Below are 20,347 nucleotides of genomic sequence, written 5' to 3'. Positions count from 1 at the left end.
CGCGTTCAGGCCGGCGCACGCTCGCCTCCGCCCGCAGCGTCGCTGCGGTAGCGACTGGTTGAGGTCTCGTAGTACTGCGCGCGGATGGCCGCCATGGCTTCGATCAGCGGTCCCCACGGCGGGGGAAAGCGTTCTTGCGCCATCACCCGGTGCAGCATGCGTGTGTGGCCGGCCAGCTCGTCGTTGAGGAACTCCACCACAGGCATGGCCGGATAGCGCTGCAGCAGCAGGATCGCCGCGTTGTCGGCCTCGCCGGCCGATCTATCCTTTTCGCGTCCATGCAGGTCGTTCTGCAAGCGCCCTATCGCGGAGATGAGCCGCAGAACCTGGCGAAACGCCGGACGCGCGCGCAAGGTCGCCATGTCCAGCCCCCACAGCAAGGACAGGCAACAGAACACGTTCGTGTAGGCGATCGAATCGATGCCGTTGTGCAAGTACTCGGCGTAGGACCAGCGCTGCGCCCCTGCCGCCTGCGCGTGTCCGGCGCGCAGCGCCGCGCAGTAGCACCGGGTATCGTGGAGAAGCTGAGCATAGTCGCGACGATCGTAGGCGAGCGCGGCGAGCGAAGTGCGCAGCACAGCACAGCCCTCGAATCCGGGAAGCGCGCACGGCACACCCTGCCCCAGCGCCTGCTCCACCGCGGCGAGCTGCTCCGGCGCGATCAGGCCAAGGTCGTTACAATCGTCGAGCCAGAAGAGCAGCGCCAGTTCGCGATAGAACGCCACGATCAGCGTTTCGTCCAGCGGATCGCGGCCGGTGCGGGCGCTGGTGTCGCGCAGGCTCGGCTGGATGCGCTGCAGGATGTACTGGCCGCCCCTGACCGCTTCTATGGCATGCTCGTCGGCGAACCCGGTCAGGGAACGCCCCCACTCCAGCACCTGCTGCAGCGCGCGATCGGTCTGGATCATGGCCCCGCTCCTGCTCCCTCGGCCGAGACGTGCCGCCCCCAACGAAGCGCCAGCCACAACCCGGCGAGTTCGGCCACGCGCACCACCCGAGTGGGGCAATACAGTTCCTTGCCGATCCACAGCGGTGTCTGGGGCAGTGCGTGCGCTGCGTGGCGGGCGAGCATCCACTTGAGCGCACGCGCCACCGCCTGCGCAATGCTCCGGCGCCCTGCCGGCTCTTCGCTCCCGTCCATCACGTGGAACGCGAACAGCGCATACGCGGTTTCCTCGAATGTGGACGCGCGACCAGCGCCCCAGCCGCCGTCGTCGCGCTGCGTCCGCAGCAGCCCGGCCAGCGCGCGCTCGTCGCGCCAGTGGGGGTTGCCTTGCGCGAGCGCAGCGACCGCATGCGCGGTTGGATACAGCCACGAAACGTGCCATTTTTCGTTGTCCCATACACCGTGGGCGTTGCGATTGGCCTGGACGTAGGCGCTGGTGCCGGCCGCGGGTTTTCCCAAGATTCGCAACGCATGCAGGGCATGGATGTTGGTCGACACCGAGGCATTGCGCTCGCCCGGGAAGGTGACGAACAGCTCGCCGGTGTCGAACTGGCGCAACGCGTCGGCCGCCGGGTCGCGGCCTGCAAGGCGAAGGACGCACAACGCAACGGCGGTGTCGTCCGCATCGGCCGCGAAGTGCAAGGCAGGGCCCAGACCGCGGACTCCGAGGCGGGCGTCGAGTTGCGCGATGATCACTTGCACCGCCTCGGCGAGCGCGGGATGCGCGAACAGACCGGCCAGATGCAGGGTGTACAGCGACCAGCATGGCTCGAACACATTGATCGGCCAGACGTTGGGAACGACACCTTCAATGCCGGTGCGCGTTGCCCGCGATGCAGCCTGCAGATACCCGTCGGTGCGCCCGACGTGCGGCGTTCTTCCCTGTGTCACGGCGTGCGCACGCCACGCGGCGGTGGCCGCTGGACTGATGCCAATGCTGCCGTCGTCGTCCGGGCATGCGGTGGCCGGCGACGTCCCCCAGGCTTCCCAGGAGTGCAGCAATGGATGGCCGCTCGGCAACGTCCCAACTGCCCCCAGCTTGGCCAGGCGTGCTTGCCGCAACGGCAACAGCGCCGGGTGGCGCGGAAACGCCACGCCACCCAGCAAGGATGCGGCCTCGTCCCACAACTGCTGCAGGATCAGCTCCGCGCCGATGGGCGCGTCTTCCGGCACCGCATGCGCGTAGGGATCGGGCTGGCGCTCGAGGAACCGGGTTGCAGCGTGGACTGCGTCGGCAGCGCCAGGAAGAGGATCGGCACGCTGCAATGCCAGCAACGCCGCCCAGGTAGGCGCATGGCGAAACAGCGGGAAGTCCGCACTTCCCCATCCGCCATCGGCCTGTTGCTGCGCGATGAGCCACGCGTATGCGTCCTGCCGACCGGTGACGTTGCCGTGGAACTGCAGAGCTCGCGCCGTATCGTAGACGGACGGACCGACACTGCCGCCGTCGCTCATATCGCTCAGCAGGTGGCGCATTTCGGAAAGGATCTGTTCGGACAAGTTCACGCGGGATGTTCCTTCTGCAGAAGGCTAACGAGAACAGAAACGGGCAGACGCCGCGCACGTCGCCGCCGACACGGACACAGCGCAGCATGCAGCGCCCGCCGGCCGATCGCAGCAGCACAGGGGCGAGTCCTTACGGATGCGCACGCTCATGCGTATGGCGCGGACAGATAGAGGTTGGCCCGCTGCAGCATCTGCGCCAACCCTTCCGCACGCGGCCCCAGAGGGGCGATGGCCTCCCCGGCGTCGTGCAACAAGTACAGGGCGAACTGGCGCGCAGCCTGCAGCCCCATGATCGACGCGCAGGTCGGCTTCTGCGCCGCCGCGTCCTTGCCGGGGGTCTTGCCAAGAGTCGCGGTATCCGCCGTCGCGTCGAGAATGTCGTCGGCCACCTGCAAAGCCAGGCCGAAACAGGCGGTGTAGCGATCGAGCGCATTATACAGCGCAGCGTGCGCGGCATCCTCCGCGATGGAGTATAGCGCGCCCATGCGAACCGACGCGCGCACTAGCGCTCCGGTTTTCATCCCATGCATCGCCAGGATCCTGTCCAGCCCGGCAGGCTTTCCGACCAACGACAGATCGATGGCCTGCCCGCCTGCGGCACCCTCGGCGGACACCGCCCGCGCCAGTTCGCGCACGAGCGCGATACGGTTGTCGCCCGGCGCATCCAGGCTCGCCAGGGTGAGGAAGGCGTGGGCCTGCAGCGCATCGCCGACCAGGATCGCAGTGGCTTCGCCAAACTTTACGTGCACGGTCGGAAGGCCGCGGCGAAGCACGTCGTCGTCCATCGCGGGCAGGTCGTCGTGGACCAGGGTACAGGCGTGCATCATCTCGATGGCGGCGCAGACGTCGTCGAGCATGTGCGCCGGCGTGCCCGCCAGTGCGCCGGCAGCCAGACAGAGCAAGGCGCGGGTGCGCTTCCCGCCATGCAAGGTGGCGTAGCGCATGGCCGCCATCAGCTCTGTCTTACCGTCGTCTTCGGCGCAGAGCAGACGCCCCAGAGCCTGTTCGACCCGCTTTGCGCCGTCCTGCATCCAGATCTCCGGGAGCAGCCCGCCAGAGGCGCCGCGCGCCTGCGCGCCCAATCCGCCGAATGCGGAAACGCCAATTCGGTCGCGTGGAGTGGAACCGGTCTGCATGTTGTTGATGTCCTTGTAGCTGAGACGGCCACGGCGAGCGCAAGTCGTCACGGTGTTGCCGGCGTCACACGAGTGCGTGCGCTGAGTGCAGCAATGCCGCGCCCCGCCGGCGCCGCTGCCTTGCCACACAGGGCATGCGATGCCAGCTCATGAAAAGCCTATTCGAATTTTCATTGACGGATGTGCGGTCGGGTAATAGCGCCGGCCCTTTTCGACGTCGCTCAGCAACTGCGGCCGCACCCCGGCCTTGTGCATGGTCAGCGCCAAGGCGATGCAGAACTGCACCATTTCCAGCCATACCAGGTGGTAGCCGATGCAGACGTGTGGGCCGGTACCGAACTGCAGCATGTCAACCGGCCGGATCGGCTCCGTGCGTAGCAGCCACCGCGCCAGGCGGAACTGATCAGGCGCCTCGTGCAGCAGCGCCGAGGTCGAGAAATGCAGCAGCGGGATGCATAGATGGGTGCCCGCGGGAATGCGCCGTTGGCCGAGTTGCAATTCCTGCAGCGCGCGACGCGGCAGGAGCGTGGTCGCCGGATGCAGGCGCAGTGTCTCGCGAAACAGCGCCTCGGCGACCGGACACTGCGCCAGGTCCGCGTGCAGGGTCGGCACCGCGCCCACGCGTTGCGCCTCCTCGACCAGGGCGTCCCACAGCACAGGCTGCCGCGCCAGCTCGATCACAATCCAGGCCATCGTCGAGGCAGTGGTGTCGTGACCGGCAAGCAGCAGCAAGCGAATATTCGCGATCAGGACGTCATCGGAGAGCGGACCGTCGCTGCGGTCGAAGGCGCTCACCATGTCGTTAATCAGCCCGGTGCGCGCGGCATGCGCGCGCGCATCGCGGACGAACCGGCGCAACTGCGCGTCGATCCAGTCGCGGGCGGCACGGCCGCGCCGCAAGGGCAGTCCGGGCAGGTCGACCGGGGGGGCTACGATCAATTGCAGCAATTGCCGGTACTTGCGATGCCATCCCGGCAGATCCTGCGCGGGGATTCCCATGAGGCTGAAGATGAGCTTCAGCATCAGGTCCCCGGTTTCGCGCAGGATGGTTACCTCGCCGCGGGCGCGCCACGCCTGCACCCGCGCCTGGATGACGGGCGCGAACAGGTCGCCGATCCCGGCCTGGGTCAGTCCCTTGGGCAAGAACGCTGCCTTGATGGCATCGCGCGCCTGCCGGTGCGCGCCGCCGTCCAGGGCAACCAACGTTCCGCCAAGCAATTCGGGCGCGATCTCTTCGATCAGCGCCGAGGACACGTCCTTGTGCTTGAGCAGTGAGAAAGCGTCCGGATCCACACAGGTCATCAGATGTCCGGCAGGGCCGAAATCCAGCCAGAAGTGGCTGCCCAGCGTCCGTTCTGCTCGCTGCAGCAGCCGCGGCAGGTCGCAGACAATGGCGGGAAGATGCCCGACCAGGGGGAAAGCGCCAGGCATGACCGGGATGTCGCACCGCAGCCGGTGCCGACGGTTCAGCGGGTTGAGCAGCATGTCCATCAGCAGCGCGCCGCCGCCGCCGATTCGGTGTCGCCGGCAGGGCGCGCGGCGCAGCTGTTGCCACCGTCGGCGTATGTCGGCACATGCGCCAGCATGCCGCCGTCGATGCACACGACCTGGCCGGTGATGAACGCAGCATCGTCGGAGAGCAGGAACGCCACGAGTGCGGCAACGTCCTCGGGACGGCCGACGCGCGGCAGGAGCTGGTGCCGGCGCAGATGCCGTTGCATGCACTCGTCCAGCTTGGCGAGGAGACGCTCGGTCATGATAAGACCCGGCGCAACCGCGTTGCAGCGGATCTGAGAGTGACCGTACTGGGTGGCGAGCGAGGCCGACAGCATGTTCATCGCCGCCTTCGACGCGGCGTAGGACGTCTGCGCCGTGTCACCGCTGAGCCCCTGGCACGACGACATGTTGACGATCGCGCCACCGCCGCGGGCGATCATCCGTGGGATGGCCTGCCGGCAGCAGAGCAGCGTGCCGCGCAGATTGGTCGCCATGGTCTGATCCCATACCGCCAGGTCCAGGTCGAGGATGGCGCGGTCGCGCGGGGTCAGATGCATGGCGCTCGCATTGTTCACCAGCAGGTCGACCCCCCCGAAGTGCCGCTCCGCCGTCTCGAACAGCGCTGCCACCGCCTGCTCATCAGCGATATCCATGGCTATGGGCAGCGCGTGGCCTGCTTCGGCCGCGATCTGCGCGGTGCAGGCGATGGCCGCCGAGCCATCAATGTCGGCCACCACCACTCTGCCGCCCCCGCGCGCGATGGCGAGAGCGCATGCCTTGCCGATGCCGGCGCCGGCGCCGGTCACCACGGCCACCTTGCCTTCAAACCGTCCCATCGTGTCTCCTGAATTGCACTGGTCTTTCGCAGCATGCCGCTCGGCCTCCACCGGAGAAGGCGCAGGGTCGGCGCTGGCGCGCTCGTCATGGCCAGCGTCGCTCTCGATGACACGAATGGCGGCGACCGGGCACTGGTTGGCCGCAAGCCGCACGGCGGCGTGCAGCGCCTGCGGGACCGTCGCCACGCACACTTCGGCCACGCCGTCCGGTTCGCGCTGGCGAAAGGTGCCCGGCAGCGTCAGCACGCACTGCCCGGTCGTTCCGCACAGATCCTGATCGACTACGACGCGCATCTCAGCCCTCCTGCCCATGCAGCCGTACCGGCAGCGCGCGGAATGTCCTAAGGAACGCGGAGGGCTCCCGGGTCGGCTGCTCGGCCAATGCCAGCGTGGGGAAGCGCGCCTGGATCCGCGGCAGGCTTTCGGCCAACTGCACCCGGGCCAGTTGGGCACCAAGGCAGAAGTGGATGCCGTGGCCGAAGGTCAGCATGATCTTCCCGTCGATCGACATGCCAGGACTGGTGCCGTAGAACCGCACGGGATCGAAGCGATCGGGATCGGCGAAGGCGTCCGGGTCGCGATTGCCGGCCGCGATGAGCACGCGCACGTCCGCGTTCTTCGGGATCACCACGCGGCCCAGTTCGATGTCGCGCTGGGCGATACGCGGAATGGAGCTGAACATGGCGGGCGCGTCGTAGCGCAGGGCTTCTTCGACGAATGCCTTCACCCCCACGGCATCTCCCTTCAGCCAATGCCGCTGTTCGGGATACGCCAGCATCGCCAGGACCGCATGGCCGATGGCCGCGGCAGTGGTGGCGAAGCCGCCCAGCAGCATGCCCCAGAGCATGCTGATCAATTCCGCATCCGACAGCATGTCGGAATCGTCGTCGTGTGCGCCGACCAGCATTGACACGATGTCGTGGCGGGAATCTGTACGCTTGCGCTGTATGAGGTCGCCGAAGTAGGCCTGCACCCTGGCGCTGGCCGCGTCCCCCGCGGCGAGCTGCGGATCGCTTGCGTGCGGGCTCAGGCCTTCCAGAATGGCGCTGATGCCGCCGACGAGCCCCAACATGTCGTCCGGGGGCATGCCGAACAGTTCGCCGAAAACCAGCATGGGCAAGGCCAGCGCGAATTCCCGATGCAGGTCTACCGCCTCCCCGCGTTCCAGCGCGGGCGCCATGCCGTCCAGGCGCGCTGCGACGATGCGAGCAATGGTCGGCCTCAGCTTGTCGATCTGGCTCATGGTGAAATCGCGTGAGATCAGCCGGCGCAGACGCGTATGCGTTGGTGGTTCCTTCATCGCTAAAGTGGACGCCAGCAAACTTAGCGACAGGCTGGTCGCCGCCCGCGGGAAATAGCGCGCCAGTTCGCCTGGCGCCGGCCCCCGAAAAGCATCGCCCGTGGCCTTGAGCGCCCAGTAGATGTCGGCGTGGCGGCTCAACAGAAAGAGGCCCGACGCCGCGCGATGTACCGGATCGTGCTCGCGCAACCACCGCATGAATGGGTACGGGTCCTGAATGCACGCTGGCGACGCCAGTTCGGCGAAGGCGTCCCGGCATGCTACCGTGGTATCTTGCACGTCCATCTTGGTCACCTGTTGGCTGGCTGATCTGATCGGCGCGCGGCAGGCGCGCCGGCAACTCGAGAACGTCGCGATTCCTGGTGGCGTCCCCGCATCACCAGAGCACCGGGAACTCCTCGAACCCGCCAGTGATGATCTCCTTGCGCAACTTCAGTTCTTCGGGCGCCACGGCCAGGCGTAGCGCGGGAAAGCGCTGGAAGATTGAACCGAACACCGCCTTGAGTTCCAGCCTGACCAGCGCCAAGCCGACGCAGTTGTGCGGCCCATAGGAGAACGCCAGGTGCGGGTTTTCGTCACGTCCGATGTCGAAGATTTCCGGGTCGTCGAAATGGCGCGGATCGAAGGACGTCGCCGGCAGGCCGACCAGCACCTTGCTCTCCGCGGGAACATGCACGCCCGCAATGGTCACGTCGGTCCTCGGATAGCGCATGATGCCGTCCCAGCCCGCGCCCGGCGGGTACATGCGCAGGATTTCCTCCACCGCCTTGTCCACCAGGGATGGATCGCCGACCAGGCGTTCGCGCTGTTGCGGATGGCGGAACATGGCCAGCAGGCCGAATTCGATCTGCGCGACGGTGCTCTCGTGACCCGCCACGAGCATGCCCGCGGCCAGGCCGATCGCCTCTTCCTCGGTCGCCTTGCCCTGGTCGACCGCCGCGAGCAGATCCGTCAGCAGGTTGTCGCCCGGATCCTGGCGCTTGTCCCGCATCTTGCCGCGAATGTAGGCGCGGAGTTCTTCCCAGGCCAAGCGCGACGCGCTTCGCGGGCCGCTTTCATGCTGGTGCGTCATCACCTCGTCGGACAGCCCGGCGAAAAAGGCGTGATCCTCGTAGAGCACGCCCATCAGCGCGCTGATGACCATGGCCGGAAGCGGAAAGGAGAGGTGGCGCCGCAGATCGGCGGGCTGGGGCTGGGCCGCCAGCGTGTCGAACAACTGCGCGGCGATCGCCTCGACCTGCTGCGCGAGCAGCTTCACCCTGCCGTTGCTGAAGGCCGGCGCCACGATCGTGCGTAACCGCGCATGCTCGCCCCCCTCGTGCGAGACCAGCCATCCTGGCGAACCGAGAATCACCGAATCCGGGGTGAATGCCGCCGGCGGCATTCCCGCGGGCCGGAACGCCGCGTCGGACAACACCGCCTTGGCCTCGTCATAGCCTGTCACCCACCAGCCTTCGTGCCCGGACGGGAAGCGCACGCGGTGGATCGGACCGTTGGCCCGTAGCGCCAACATCTCGGGCGAGGGCTCAATGTGATCGACGCGCCACATCGGCAGCGTCGGCAAAGGTTGTTCGGACATGCTGGCACTTCACTCTATAGCGATGGGAAGGGCGGAAGGTGGCCGGCGGGTGCTGCGGCAGCGAAGACCTAAGACGGCATGTAGACGACGTCGTCCGAAAGCAGACCGATTATCAAGATCGGCCAACGTGTAACTGTCTAGGCACACCGCGCGGCGAGATGCAGAACTTTATCGTGCACCATCGATTTCAGGATAAGGTCGGTGTGGTGGGCCTTTGAGCCGCCGCCGGCCAAGATTTCCTGCGCAAGGGTCGACAAGGGCGGCGAGCTGTTGGGTAAGGGCGGTTTCGCCGAGGACCCCCTGCCCATAGACGCTATCCGACGCGGATTTGACATTTTGCTTTTCTTTCTTCGTTCCATTCGTGCCATCCACGAAATGAAAGTCGGTCGGCGGGTCCCGGCCCGCAACGAAGGTGCTTCAAAACTCGTGCCAATTTGGCCGACCGAAGAAAAAAATTTGTGATGCTTTCAGCGGCTTAGCCTGAGGCCGGAGAAGAGCTCGGCGAAATAGGCCGGCGTCGCGGACGAAACGAAGGCGACAGAACGTGTCGGATAGTACGCGCTGGTCGACCTTTCGGTCGGGCTTGCGACATTCTGGTCCAGTTTCGAACATAAGAGGGCGGCAAACAGACACGATTGGGGAATTCGATCCTCACGGGGCCAAGGCGCTTGCCCAAGAGCGCGCGCTCATGGTTGCCGCGACAGGCGCATGTTCGCGATAGGCGTGCCTGCGCACCCAAGAACGCTAGCGGCACACGCTACGCAATGACTGGAGTGCCCGCCAGCCTCAGGTAGTGCATCGGCTCGGCTTCCGGTTCGTCTTTGCCCAGCTAGGGCTGAAGCGCCAAATATCCGCACCATACAGCATCGTTGTTGCCTATGACACGAGGCGGCATAGCGCGCGCCCGATCTTCTAAGACACGGCCTCCGAGAAGAAGGGGCGGTCCGACAGCACCTCTATTTGAAATGGCACGCCGCTTGCTGCTCCTGGTTAGAGCACTGTCAAAAACGATGAAAGCGACTTGCACCATGCCCGACACGCGAAGCTCTAGACCGTGGCCTGAGGAGACGGTGCCCGCGCCCGTTGAACATCGGGACATCGTCTCCTCCGGAGGTCCTTGCTGGGTAGCCGCTTTGCGCATGGCTGGTCCGATGCCGGCACGCCAACACGGGGCGCTGGCGCAATTGCCGTTTCCCGGTTCTGTTCAGCATGTGAGTGCCGAAGAGTCCTCAAGGGGTCACCCAAGCCAAGGTCGGCGGGTCACTGCCACATATCGACAACACGCTGTACCAGTCCAGTAACGCGGGTCTGTTGCGTAATACATTCGAGGCCTGCACATGCTTGCGATATTGGCTACTTCCGGCCGCTATCACTTTTCCCCGGGAACGAGCGCGAGTGATCGATCCCGCTTGCGGCGCCATAGCCGTGGAAAGCATGCGGCTCGACGGTCACCAGCTCGCTCAGATCGATTGCGTTCGGGTGGCAAAGACCAGCAGCCAAGACGTTCCCCGGCATGGAAAAGGAGGCTGCTAACCGCGAGGTCCTCACTCCGTGCCCGGCATACGAGCCTTAGCTCGGTATTGCGCCAGCCTCTGCCAGAATTCAGCGCGCCAGTTTCTACTTTTGCAGGAGCAAGTTAATGACAGTTCAAAAGAAAGTTCCCTTCGTCACCTTTCTCACGCGTGTTCACGATAAGTCAGTCCAGGGGCCAAATCCATATCGCTGGGAAGAAAAGACATCTGACGACTACTTTGACGGCAAGCGGGTCATCCTGTTCTCGCTGCCTGGCGCCTTCACCCCGACCTGCTCGACCTACCAATTGCCCAAGTTCGAAGAGCTCTATGATGAGTTTGCGAAGCAGGGAATTGACGCGATTTACTGCGTCTCAGTCAACGATGCCTTCGTCATGAATGCGTGGGGGAAGTCCTTGGGCCTGAAGCAGGTCGAGCTCATCCCCGATGGCTCAGGCGAGTTCACACGCAAAATGGGCATGCTGGTCGCCAAGGACAATCTCGGCTTCGGGATGCGCTCCTGGCGCTACGCCGCCCTGATCAACAATGGCGTGGTGGAGCAGTGGTTTGAGGAGGAAGGTTTCTCCGACAACTGCGAGGCCGACCCGTATGGCGTCTCATCCCCGCAAAACGTTCTCGAAACGCTGAAAGCCGCCGCATGACCTAGCAAACGTCCCATTGGTGCCATTGCCGGCCCCAAGGGGCTCCTCGACAGGATTATCCCGCTCACCATGCAATCCTCAGCAAGCCTGCTTCAGCGCCAGAAGCAATCCATGGTCGCATCGCCTCAACTGATTGAGTCGATTCGCTTGCTGCAACTGGCGCATCCTGAACTGCATCAGTTCGTGGAGCGGGAAATCGAGAAGAACCCGCTCTTGGAATCTGCATCAAACGATGGCGGGCCTTTTGACGACGTTTCGATTTCGGGAGCGGATCAGCCTGTCGGCCCTTTCGCAAACGCCGTTGAAGGACCGACCGGGGCAGGTTCGCCTGAACGGCTCGGGCAATGGAAATCCCTTCGCAACACGACCAACAACCCGCCGGGCAATGGGCCTTCCCTCGACGAGTTTGCCACCCTCGCCGAAACATTGCACGACCATGTCGCTCGTCAGATCGCCCTCACTGCGTTCACACCACAGGAGCGGCTGATCGCTGGCCAGCTTGCCGCCGATCTGGAAGACACTGGCTATCTTCGGGCAAACCTTCTGGAGCTGGCCGAGAGCCTGAATGTCCGTGAGGCTGTTGTGGAACGGGTTCTCGGGACGTTGCAGCAATTTGATCCACCGGGAGTTTTTGCGCGAAATCTCAGAGAATGCCTCGAGATCCAGTTGCGCCAGCGAAACCGGCTCGACCCAGCAATGGCAGCTTTGGTTGCCAATCTTGAAATGCTCGCGCGACGCGATTTTGAGGCGCTGAAGCAGCATTGCGGCGTCGATGAAGAAGACCTTCTCGACATGATGCATGAGATTCGGGCGCTCGATCCCAAGCCTGGGAACAGATTCCAATCCGGTGCGTCTGAATCAATCATACCCGACGTCTGGGTCACGCCCTCGCCGCAAGGCGGGTGGCAGATCGAACTTGATCCCGCCACGCTGCCGAAGCTGCTGATCAACCAAACCTACTATGCCGAAGTCACGCGTCAAACTGCCCAAAATTCGAAAGACCAAGCATTTCTCGACGAATGCTTGCAAAATGCGAACTGGCTAATCCGCAGCCTCGATCAGCGCGCCAAGACCATTGTTAAGGTTGCGGCTGAAATCGTGCGTCAGCAGGATGCCTTTTTGGAACATGGCGTCGCCCACCTGCGGCCTCTCAATCTTAGAACAGTCGCTGATGCGATCGGCGTGCACGAGTCAACGGTAAGCCGGGTGACCTCGAACAAATACATGCTTACCCCGCGTGGAGTCTTTGAGCTGAAGTATTTTTTCACCGTCGCGATCGCGTCCTGCCAAGGCGGCGATGCGCACTCCGCTGAAGCTGTCCGGCATCGGATCAAAGCGATCATTGCCGCAGAATCTCCCGGCGACGTGCTTTCCGATGAGGACATCGCTGTCCGGCTGAAGGAAACCGGCATCGATGTTGCGCGCCGCACCGTCACAAAATATCGCGAAGCAATGAACATCCCCTCCTCCGTGCAACGCCGCCGGGAAATGCGCTTGTGTTTTTAGATTTGGGTCAAGGCAGCCAACATCACGTTGCATTGCATCAAAGTGGAGAATTCGTTCATGACCCAATCCGCAGCAGGTGTCATGGACGCTGTTCTGCGCGACCCAGAAAAGCCCGTCCCACCGTCTGGTCCCGCATGGGGTGCGGTCATTTCGCTTTCCTTGGGCACCTTCGGGCTGGTCACGGCAGAGTTTCTGCCTGTCAGCCTGCTCACGCCCCTCGCGCATGATCTCGGTATCAGCGAGGGAGCGGCTGGACAGGCGATGACGGCGACAGCTATCGTCGGGGCGATCTCGGCGCCGACGGTGGCCATTATCACAAAGCGCCTGGACCGCAGGACCGTCATGTGGACCATGACGCTGCTGCTGATCCTGTCGGACGTTCTTGCGGCCGGCGCGTGGTCGCTGGCGGCTCTCCTGACTGCACGCGTCGTGCTCGGCATAGCGCTCGGAGGCTTCTGGTCGATGTCGGCAGCACTGGCGATGCGGCTCGTTCCAAGCCACCTCCTGCCGCGCGCTATGTCGATCATCCTCACCGGCGTTTCCGTAGCTACCGTCTGCGCAGCTCCAATCGGCGCTTATGTCGGCGATATCTGGGGATGGCGAAGCGCCTTTATGCTCGCCGCAGCCGGTGGCGCCGCTACACTGCTCGTGCAACTCATAACCATTCCGAGACTGCCTCCGATTGGAGTGGCTAGCTTCCGCAGCCTGCTGGATGTAGCCAAGATTCCGATGGTCAAAATTGCGCTTTTGGTCGTCCTGCTGGTCGCTTCCGGCCACTTCGCCGGAATCACCTATATCCGCGCCTTCCTCGAGAAGATTCCCGCGCTGGATGTAGAGACGATCTCGCTTGTGTTGCTTGCTTTTGGCATCGGCGGATTCTTCGGCAATTTGGCCGGCGGGCTTCTGGCCGAGTACAGTCTCAAGGCAGTCGCGGCCCTTGCACCGCTGCTCATAGCGATAGCCGCTGTTTCGCTGCTGACGGCGGGAGCATCGGCCTTGGCCTCGGCGATTGCTGTTGCCGCGTGGGGGTTTGCCTTCGGCGCGGTGCCAGTGGGATTGCAGACGTGGATGGTAGGGAGGGCCGTTCCCGAGCAGGCCCAAAGCGCCGGTGTGCTGCTGGTCACAGTATTCCAAGTGGCAATCGCAGCCGGCGCGATTTTCGGCGGACTATTGGTGGAGAATGCGGGGATTACCAGCGCCATTGCCTACAGTGCTGTTGCCACGTTCGTCGCTGCCCTCATAGTGTTCCTGCTCGGCCCGAAGCGCGAAACCTAGACCGCCTGACAGAAGAGGCCTCAGCAGCGCAGCGGGACGAGAGATGCGATGCACAGCGCGGCGCGGCGCGGTCCTCCGCACGATTACGCATGGACCAGCGTAAGCGCCTCGCCGGCTTCACCTCCGGGCCAGGGACCTTCCCCGCCAGACACGCGAACCCTCGCCGGCACCGGTTTCCATATTTGGCGACGGTGAGCGCTGCCGGCGCGATGGAACCCTTGCTGGCGGTCATATCCTTCACGACAAGCCGGGATTCTGGGCAAGCGACAGCTACGCGCCGGCCATGCCCGTCAGAACGCCGGTGACGATGCCGCTCGATAGCGCAGACAGGTCGCGAATTGCCAGTCGTGTCAACGGCGGCCGGATTATCGTCGACCGCGCGTACCTTGTTTCGGCCGCAGACTATCGTTCGGCAGCTTGATGATGTTGACTACATAGCCTAGGAGCTATATATGACTTGGGAAGTCGTTTTTGGCGATGAGTTCGATGGGGAGTTCGAGGCGTTGCCCCAGACAGTCCAAGATGAGCTATTGGCTTCGGCTAAGCTGCTCGGTGTGTTCGGGCCCCAGCTGGGGCGACCGCATGCGGATACCTTGAATGACTCGTCGTTCGCGAACATGAAAGAACTTCGCTTCGACGCTGATGATGGTGTCTGGCGGGTTGCGTTCGCATTCGATCGGAAGCGGAAGGCGATCCTGCTCGTCGCCGGCGATAAGTCGGGCGTGAGTGAGAAGCGCTTCTATAAAAGTCTAATCGCCAAGGCGGACAAGCGCTATCAAGGGCATCTCGACCGTTTGGCGGCGGCGAAGAAGGAGAAGAAGTGATGGGACGCAAGCTTGATGACCTAATCGCTGCGCTCCCCGAGGATCGTCGGGAGCGGGTCGACGCGCGTTTCGAAGAGTTAAGGGGAGAAGTCGAGAGTCTCGGCGATTTGCGGCGTGCCGCTGGAAAGGCCCAGGCCGAAATCGCTTCGGTCCTCAAGATCAAGCAGCCTTCGGTCTCGAAGATCGAGAAACAAGCCGACATGTACTTGTCTACTCTTAAAAGCTACGTCGAGGCGATTGGGGGGCAACTCGAACTCGTCGTTCGCCTTCCCTCGCGCGCGCCCCTCCGTATAGAGCGGCTCGGCGACGTCGTGGCTCCCAAAGCCGTCTCCGTGCGTAGCGTTAAAAGAGCGGCAGGTGGACGTAATCGCACAAAGGCCGCACGCGCCGGCTGACCTCACTCTGTTTCGGCTAAAGACTACCGATGGTGCGAGATGGTCTCGTCGATGCAAGGGGCGGTAGCTCATCGCTCAATCAGCTTCGCGCCATCACATGGCACGGCTTACTTGGGCAATGCGGGGGGTTCCTGCGCCAGTCAAGTGCCGATTCTGGACGATATGCTCGGAGCCGATCTGGCAGGCGTTCATGCTGCCAAGGTTGCATTTGCGGCCAACAAGTCCAACCGACACGCCCTGGACGAAATGCGGATCTCGCATGTCCACGAGTACCGCGTCGTACTTACGACCATTGGCACCGAAGACGCCGAGGCCGTTTTAATACGTTGCCTCCTTGTCCGGGAGCCGAAGCTGCCGTCGGGCTGCAAGTGATCTGGCAGCAGCGGCACGAGCCGATGCCGGAGGGCAAGTTCGGCAATTGGCCCGACTTTGCGCGCGCTGCTGCAAACCGCTCCAGAGAGCGAGCCCAGACGTGCGATATTGCCGAAGTTCTCATAGCGGCTGCCCACACAGTCAAGGAGGAAGATTCCCCTAATGACCTGGTACGCGTCGCGCGGTTTGTTGGATGTGCCGTCCTCATGCCTCATGGCGATCGAGCCGCAGAGTTCAATGAAATTCTGATTGGAAACATTACCCATGGTGTAAAGGCGCGAGCTAGCGCAACGCATGGTCGTTGGTGGCCTCGTTGTTCCTGCCGACACGATCTTGAGTGGGCTTGAAGCGGTGATGGCCGAATATGGCGATCGTAAATGGATAAGAGACCACGAGCTGCCCGCACTTTTCGCTTGGGTTGAGTTGCTGCCGATGTCGGACCGACCAACGGCCTTCTTCGTGGGGCTGGATATGCTCGGGACAAAATTCGATTTCAACAAATGGAATGTACGCAATTTGTTGAGCAGCGCGCGCTATCTCGAGGAGGCCCAGCGGATCGAGTTGCTGCGAGGTCTCGTGACGCGCTATCCTTCTCTGACTACCTTGAGCGAATTGACGCCGAGGGGGACGCGGAAGGCGGTTTTGACGCCGGGCCCCGTCACCCGGACATCTCGTCTGGTTTGCCGTGGCCTCTCGTCGCCAGTTCAAGTCTCAGTATTGTGAACGGCCTTTCGCCGCTCACCGCTACCCGACGGCAGCGATGCGGCGCGTTCCTGACATTCGGCCTAGGGCCGGATGGTGACCCGCAGCTTTCAGCAGCAACCGTGAGGCGTAGCCGCCGTTCGCTGGAGGCTCCTTCGGCAGCGATCGTCTTGGAAGAACTGCCTCGTCTCGGACTCTGCCGTATATTCGGCCACGAATCTGCAATTATTGATGTTGAAACCGATTCAAGCTCCCTAGCCGATGGCGCGGCCCATCTTGTGCGCTTGGTTCAGGCATGCAAAGTACTCCATTCGTTCGCGCGCTTCCGGCGTTCGCAGATTACTGCGGCTGACACCATCTTTACATGGATTGACGATGAGACTTTCAACCGTCTATGCGCGCTTCTACAAGTCGTTTAACTTCGATCATATCCGCAAGGCGACGCCCCATGCCCAGCCCAAGGGCGATTGGGAAATGTTTCGTGACGCCTGGTATCCCTACGTTGAGGTCGAGTTCGACAGTCGGATTACGACCATCGTCGGCGCGAACGAATCTGGGAAGAGTCACCTTCTGAGTGCGGTCGAGAAGGCCGTGTCAGGGATTGGCTTCGAGCAGCGCGATCTCTGCCGCTACTCGCCTTTCTTCAGCGTGGAGCGGGAGGCGACCTGCTGGCCGCACCTTGGCCTCGGTTGGAGTATGGTCGAGTCGGATGAGGCGGAAGCGATCGCCAACGTCGCCGGCGCAAAAGATGTAAAGTTCGACCGCTTCATGATGTTCAGGGAGACGCCCGAGGCGCTCGACATTTGGATCCCAGACCCCGACGAAGGGTGGAAGAAGCACGTGGTCGAGGCGTCCTCAGTGGCACAACCGCTCGCCGACATCCTGCCGAAGCCCTTCCGTATCATGCCGGACGTCGCCTTACCCGCAGCGGTCCCCCTGCACTGGCTGGCGAATGGGGACGCCCAGCCCAGCAGCATCTCCGACCGCAGACAGCGCACAACGCTGCTCGAAGTCGCCGGCAGCTTCGCGGAGATGCTGGGAGATGATAAGATATTCGCCGCCAACGCTCCCAATATACGGCTGGCACTGTCACCAATCGCGAACGCCCTCCGCGAGGCTCGCCGCGTAGATGGCGCGGAGAAGTCGCTCGCTCTCGCGCGCGATTTGCTCTTGAAGCTCGGCAACGTCGAGCCGGCCAGGCTGAAGGATCTGCGGGAGGCGATCGCGGACGGCAAGGAGGGCTACGCCAACGCGCTAGTGGAAGCCATTAACGAACAACTGGAGCGCTACCTCAACTTCAAAAAGTGGTGGGTCCAGGACCGTGACTTCTCGCTGAAGGTCACACCGCGCGAACACGAGTTGGTATTCACGATCAGGGACCGTACGGGGACCGAGTATACCTTTGACGAGCGCAGCAGCGGCCTCAAATACTTCCTCTCATATCTCATCCAAGCCCAGTCGCACCGTCCACAGACTGAGCGCGAAAGCCTCTTACTAATGGACGAACCAGATACCTACCTCTCCGCCGAGGCTCAACAGGACCTCATGAAAGTCCTCCAGGATCTTGCCGACCCTCAGGACGGCCGTCCACCGGTGCAGGTGATCTACGTCACGCACTCGCCGTTCCTGCTGGACAAAAACTACGCCGAGCGTATCCGAGTGCTCGAGAAGGGGCGCGGCTATGATGGCACCCGGGTTGTTCGAAACGTTTCGCGAAACCACTATGAGCCCCTTCGCTCTGCCTTCGGTGCGTTCGTCGGCGAGACGGCCTTCGTGGGGTCAGTCAACTTGCTCGTCGAGGGGATCACGGAGCAGGTGCTTCTCGCCGGAGCCGCCCGAATCATGCGGCAGAGGCGGCCTGGCGTAACGGCCGAGACCCTCGACCTCAACAATCTAGTAATTGTGCCTTGCGGATCGGCGAGCGAGATCCCTTACATGCTCTACCTGATCAGAGGTCGGGATACCGACAAGCCGCCTGTTGTCGCCCTCCTCGACTCTGACCCCGCAGGCAACGATGCGGCCAACCATATGCGGACGGACAAGAAGGCGAAGCGCCTGATCGACAGCCAACATGTCTTGCAGCTGGGAGCACTTGAACTCGCAGACGGCGTCGAGGTGAAGGAGATTGAGGACCTGATCCCCGTTGAACTCGCCACCGCCGCGATGAACGCGTGCATCGGCGAGATCACGCGGTTTCGCGATACGGAAGCTCCTACCATCTCCCTGCAAAGCATTCAGGCCCAGATTGAAACCGGCAAGTCGATGTTCGCCGCCATTCAGGCGGTCGCCAAGGCAGAGAGCGGACATATCGAGAAGCTCGGCTTCGCACGCGCCGTCGTTGAGACAATCGAGCGAGATAAGGGTGAGCTCCAGGGACCTATCGACATCTTTCTCGAGCGCATGTCCAGCCTCTTCAAGGCTGTAAACAAGGCGAGGCGGCAGGCACAGCGGGAAGCGACCCGCGAACGCCTCGGGGCAATGATCATGCGCTATCACAGGATCTTCATCCGCGATCACAAGGGCAGCGGGACTTGCGAGCAGGGTGCCGAGATCCTCGAGGAGATCCAGAGCCAGCTCGACGACACGCCGCAGTCCGACGACGTCCGCATCCGCATCCAGGTCATCCGCCGCGAGTTCGCCCTGGACGAGGATCCTTCAGCGGCGATACCTCACTTCGAGGTGTTTGTGGAGAGTCTAGCGAATCTCAGATTGCCCATGCAGGAGGTTGTCGAGCCTGACACGACGAGCAAGACCAAAGTGGCCGCATCCATATCGAGCCTGTTCAAGGGCGAGGCCGCCTCAACTGAGGCAGTTGAACTCTTAGCCGAAACTAGCCCTTCTGAATTGGTCCAGCCGCCGGCGACTGCTACAACAAAGGCTGCTGCCGGGCAGGCTCCGCCCGCTTCGACGGCTGCCTGACTCGCCCGTCAGATCGAGAGGCGCTGCTGTTCAGCATGGCTCGTGCGTCGGACTGAACTGAAAAAACGTCAGGTTTCCGGATCCGGGGTTGGCGAGTCCAGCGTCCGAGATTGTGGCGCATAGCTGCCAATAAGACACGTAGAGTTAAACGCCTTCGTGCTGCCGTGAACGACCTGCGAGGTCGCGAGCGTTAGAAATTCGAAGCCTCCTGAATCTATCCTAAATCCGAATCTAGTGACCTTGTCCAACAAGCACACGCAATTCGGGTTGAGGCGTGATCCAGAAAGTTCGAAAAGCTTCCAGGAACCCCATCGCGCGCCCTGCCGGAACCTGGCCGAGAATGATGGCGGAGCCGGCAGCAACGAAATTGATGGCCACGCCGGAGACAATCTGGCCGCCCCAATGGGTGATCGAGGCGAAACTGTGCACCAGCGAGAACAATGACGGCGGTGAACCGCGGCCGCCCAGGCGCCGCAACCGCCAGGCAGGCGAGCAGCAACGACCCGGAGAACAGCAGTTGCTCGGCGGCGATGGTGCGGGTCGGGTCCTGCACGGCCATGATGGCAGCGCCCGCCGAAGCGAGCATCGGGAGCAATCGGACAGCAGGCACAGCATTCAAATCCTCGAAGGCGTCCGTCGACATTCGACAAGAGATTGGCGCGGCGCGAGCGCTGGCGCTGTACGACCGACGAAAAGTGGCTCTCAATCCGAGGCGATGCCATTCTTGATCCGTGTGAGGCGGATTTCGCCTTCCTCCGGGCCGAAGCAGCTTTCGAAATCATTGCATTCCCGGCAACTGGGAGCGCTGCACAGCGAAAAACCTTCGGCCTCGCAGAGCTTGCGGTAGAAGTACTTCTTCCATTTCATGTTTTGGGTGTTGCCGGCCGCCAGCGTCGGAAAATGCGAGGCGAGCAGGCGGCCGAGGTCGGTTCGATCAAAAAGGCCAAGGTCCTGCCAGAGGTGGTCATTGTGCATGGCACGCCGGGCGATGATCCTGGCGAAGCGGGCGCTCGCCTTGTCGCCCGGCCGGGCATGCGCCAGCAGCAGTCCATGCAGAAGTTCTTCCTCCGGATCCGGCTCGGGCTCGCTCACCTCTTTCAAGGCAAACGCGTTGATAGGAAAAGCAGGGAAACAGCGGACCAGGACATAGCGCAACTCGGCGCGCGAAAGTCCGGTTGCCTCCGTCGCCGTCGCCTCGCCGGCTTGGATCTCCTCGAGCGCACGTGAAAGCACACAGGCAAGCACATGCTGGTCGAACCTCCTCTCCAGCTCAATGTGCGGCCATTGGCCGGTGCTGAGCCGGGCATAATGTTGGGCAAATATGGTGCGTTCTCCTGCTTTCGTCCTATCAAATCATGCAGAGACCCGGCCTGCCGCAACA

Annotated in this window: 17 protein-coding genes and 2 pseudogenes; 9 read left to right on the top strand and 10 right to left on the bottom strand. The window is 63.0% G+C overall.

All coding sequences use genetic code 11. The features are described 5' to 3' along the window. Positions 1–5: 5 nt before the first annotated feature. The 8 genes and pseudogenes from NKJ11_RS01765 to NKJ11_RS01730 all read right to left on the bottom strand — a co-directional run bounded on the left by NKJ11_RS01765 (position 6) and on the right by NKJ11_RS01730 (position 8,800). Positions 6–908, bottom strand: coding sequence for a terpene synthase family protein (locus NKJ11_RS01765; RefSeq protein WP_352792561.1), 903 nt, complete (start codon positions 906–908; stop codon positions 6–8). After that, on the bottom strand, positions 905–2,422 hold the full coding sequence (locus NKJ11_RS01760; RefSeq protein WP_502905780.1) for a hypothetical protein: 1,518 nt from the start codon (positions 2,420–2,422) through the stop codon (positions 905–907). Before NKJ11_RS01760 ends, NKJ11_RS01765 begins: the two co-directional genes overlap by 4 nt. A gap of 176 nt (positions 2,423–2,598) precedes the next feature. Further along, a complete protein-coding gene (locus tag NKJ11_RS01755) occupies positions 2,599–3,588 on the bottom strand; it encodes a polyprenyl synthetase family protein (protein ID WP_352792558.1) in 990 nt (329 codons plus the stop codon). Positions 3,589–3,735: 147 nt separating this feature from the next. After that, positions 3,736–5,079: a cytochrome P450 gene (locus NKJ11_RS01750; RefSeq protein WP_352792557.1), complete on the bottom strand. Its 1,344-nt coding sequence runs from the start codon at positions 5,077–5,079 to the stop codon at positions 3,736–3,738. After that, entirely contained in the window at positions 5,079–5,921 is an 843-nt protein-coding gene (locus NKJ11_RS01745; protein WP_352792614.1) for an SDR family oxidoreductase, read from the bottom strand. Before NKJ11_RS01745 ends, NKJ11_RS01750 begins: the two co-directional genes overlap by 1 nt. Before the next feature lie 168 nt (positions 5,922–6,089). Further along, positions 6,090–6,215 (bottom strand): annotated as a pseudogene (locus NKJ11_RS01740) (ferredoxin); the annotation flags it as partial. A gap of 1 nt (position 6,216) precedes the next feature. Then, positions 6,217–7,506: a cytochrome P450 gene (locus tag NKJ11_RS01735; protein ID WP_352792555.1), complete on the bottom strand. Its 1,290-nt coding sequence runs from the start codon at positions 7,504–7,506 to the stop codon at positions 6,217–6,219. Between the two features lie 91 nt (positions 7,507–7,597). Beyond that, positions 7,598–8,800 (bottom strand): cytochrome P450, encoded by a 1,203-nt coding sequence (locus tag NKJ11_RS01730; protein WP_352792554.1) that lies wholly within the window; start codon positions 8,798–8,800, stop codon positions 7,598–7,600. A 201-nt stretch (positions 8,801–9,001) separates the two neighbouring features. On the opposite strand from NKJ11_RS01730, the gene NKJ11_RS01725 reads away from it, so the two are divergent. The 9 genes from NKJ11_RS01725 to NKJ11_RS01690 all read left to right on the top strand — a co-directional run bounded on the left by NKJ11_RS01725 (position 9,002) and on the right by NKJ11_RS01690 (position 18,966). Continuing rightward, a complete protein-coding gene (locus NKJ11_RS01725; protein WP_352441406.1) occupies positions 9,002–9,262 on the top strand; it encodes a hypothetical protein in 261 nt (86 codons plus the stop codon). Positions 9,263–10,439: 1,177 nt separating this feature from the next. Then, positions 10,440–10,973, top strand: a complete 534-nt coding sequence (locus NKJ11_RS01720; protein ID WP_352792553.1) for a peroxiredoxin — start codon at positions 10,440–10,442, stop codon at positions 10,971–10,973. Between the two features lie 69 nt (positions 10,974–11,042). Continuing rightward, the gene (rpoN, locus tag NKJ11_RS01715) at positions 11,043–12,479 is read left to right on the top strand and encodes an RNA polymerase factor sigma-54 (protein WP_352792552.1); all 1,437 of its coding nucleotides are present in this window, start codon (positions 11,043–11,045) and stop codon (positions 12,477–12,479) included. Between the two features lie 57 nt (positions 12,480–12,536). Further along, on the top strand, positions 12,537–13,754 hold the full coding sequence (locus NKJ11_RS01710) for an MFS transporter (protein ID WP_352792551.1): 1,218 nt from the start codon (positions 12,537–12,539) through the stop codon (positions 13,752–13,754). A 452-nt stretch (positions 13,755–14,206) separates the two neighbouring features. Continuing rightward, the gene (locus NKJ11_RS01705; protein WP_352554126.1) at positions 14,207–14,578 is read left to right on the top strand and encodes a type II toxin-antitoxin system RelE/ParE family toxin; all 372 of its coding nucleotides are present in this window, start codon (positions 14,207–14,209) and stop codon (positions 14,576–14,578) included. Next, positions 14,578–14,973: an XRE family transcriptional regulator gene (locus NKJ11_RS01700; protein WP_023801991.1), complete on the top strand. Its 396-nt coding sequence runs from the start codon at positions 14,578–14,580 to the stop codon at positions 14,971–14,973. The genes NKJ11_RS01705 and NKJ11_RS01700 overlap by 1 nt, the downstream gene beginning before the upstream one ends. 666 nt (positions 14,974–15,639) lie before the next feature. Next, positions 15,640–16,068: a hypothetical protein gene (locus NKJ11_RS01695; RefSeq protein WP_352792550.1), complete on the top strand. Its 429-nt coding sequence runs from the start codon at positions 15,640–15,642 to the stop codon at positions 16,066–16,068. Next, positions 15,957–16,466: a hypothetical protein gene (locus NKJ11_RS33795; protein WP_502905779.1), complete on the top strand. Its 510-nt coding sequence runs from the start codon at positions 15,957–15,959 to the stop codon at positions 16,464–16,466. Before NKJ11_RS01695 ends, NKJ11_RS33795 begins: the two co-directional genes overlap by 112 nt. Further along, a complete protein-coding gene (locus tag NKJ11_RS01690) occupies positions 16,423–18,966 on the top strand; it encodes an AAA family ATPase (protein ID WP_352792549.1) in 2,544 nt (847 codons plus the stop codon). Before NKJ11_RS33795 ends, NKJ11_RS01690 begins: the two co-directional genes overlap by 44 nt. A gap of 330 nt (positions 18,967–19,296) precedes the next feature. Here NKJ11_RS01690 and NKJ11_RS01685 read toward each other — a convergent pair. Further along, positions 19,297–19,404: pseudogene (locus tag NKJ11_RS01685) on the bottom strand (ABC transporter permease); the annotation flags it as partial. 264 nt (positions 19,405–19,668) lie between these two features. Then, a complete protein-coding gene (locus NKJ11_RS01680; protein WP_352792612.1) occupies positions 19,669–20,289 on the bottom strand; it encodes a nitrogen fixation protein NifQ in 621 nt (206 codons plus the stop codon). Positions 20,290–20,347: the final 58 nt, after the last annotated feature.

It is taken from the genome of Mesorhizobium sp. M0243, assembly GCF_040321775.1.
GTDB lineage: Bacteria > Pseudomonadota > Alphaproteobacteria > Rhizobiales > Rhizobiaceae > Mesorhizobium.
Note: the sequence above shows the minus strand (reverse complement) of the source record. Positions and strands in the feature narration are given on the sequence as shown.

Coding starts and splice junctions, on each gene's coding strand:
- NKJ11_RS01765 (WP_352792561.1), bottom strand. CDS start 908: ATGATCCAGACCGATCGCGCGCTGCAGCAGGTGCTGGAGTGGGGGCGT.
- NKJ11_RS01760 (WP_502905780.1), bottom strand. CDS start 2,422: ATGCGCCACCTGCTGAGCGATATGAGCGACGGCGGCAGTGTCGGTCCG.
- NKJ11_RS01755 (WP_352792558.1), bottom strand. CDS start 3,588: ATGCAGACCGGTTCCACTCCACGCGACCGAATTGGCGTTTCCGCATTC.
- NKJ11_RS01750 (WP_352792557.1), bottom strand. CDS start 5,079: ATGGACATGCTGCTCAACCCGCTGAACCGTCGGCACCGGCTGCGGTGC.
- NKJ11_RS01745 (WP_352792614.1), bottom strand. CDS start 5,921: ATGGGACGGTTTGAAGGCAAGGTGGCCGTGGTGACCGGCGCCGGCGCC.
- NKJ11_RS01735 (WP_352792555.1), bottom strand. CDS start 7,506: ATGGACGTGCAAGATACCACGGTAGCATGCCGGGACGCCTTCGCCGAA.
- NKJ11_RS01730 (WP_352792554.1), bottom strand. CDS start 8,800: ATGTCCGAACAACCTTTGCCGACGCTGCCGATGTGGCGCGTCGATCAC.
- NKJ11_RS01720 (WP_352792553.1), top strand. CDS start 10,440: ATGACAGTTCAAAAGAAAGTTCCCTTCGTCACCTTTCTCACGCGTGTT.
- rpoN (WP_352792552.1), top strand. CDS start 11,043: ATGCAATCCTCAGCAAGCCTGCTTCAGCGCCAGAAGCAATCCATGGTC.
- NKJ11_RS01710 (WP_352792551.1), top strand. CDS start 12,537: ATGACCCAATCCGCAGCAGGTGTCATGGACGCTGTTCTGCGCGACCCA.
- NKJ11_RS01705 (WP_352554126.1), top strand. CDS start 14,207: ATGACTTGGGAAGTCGTTTTTGGCGATGAGTTCGATGGGGAGTTCGAG.
- NKJ11_RS01700 (WP_023801991.1), top strand. CDS start 14,578: ATGGGACGCAAGCTTGATGACCTAATCGCTGCGCTCCCCGAGGATCGT.
- NKJ11_RS01695 (WP_352792550.1), top strand. CDS start 15,640: ATGGTCGTTGGTGGCCTCGTTGTTCCTGCCGACACGATCTTGAGTGGG.
- NKJ11_RS01690 (WP_352792549.1), top strand. CDS start 16,423: ATGAGACTTTCAACCGTCTATGCGCGCTTCTACAAGTCGTTTAACTTC.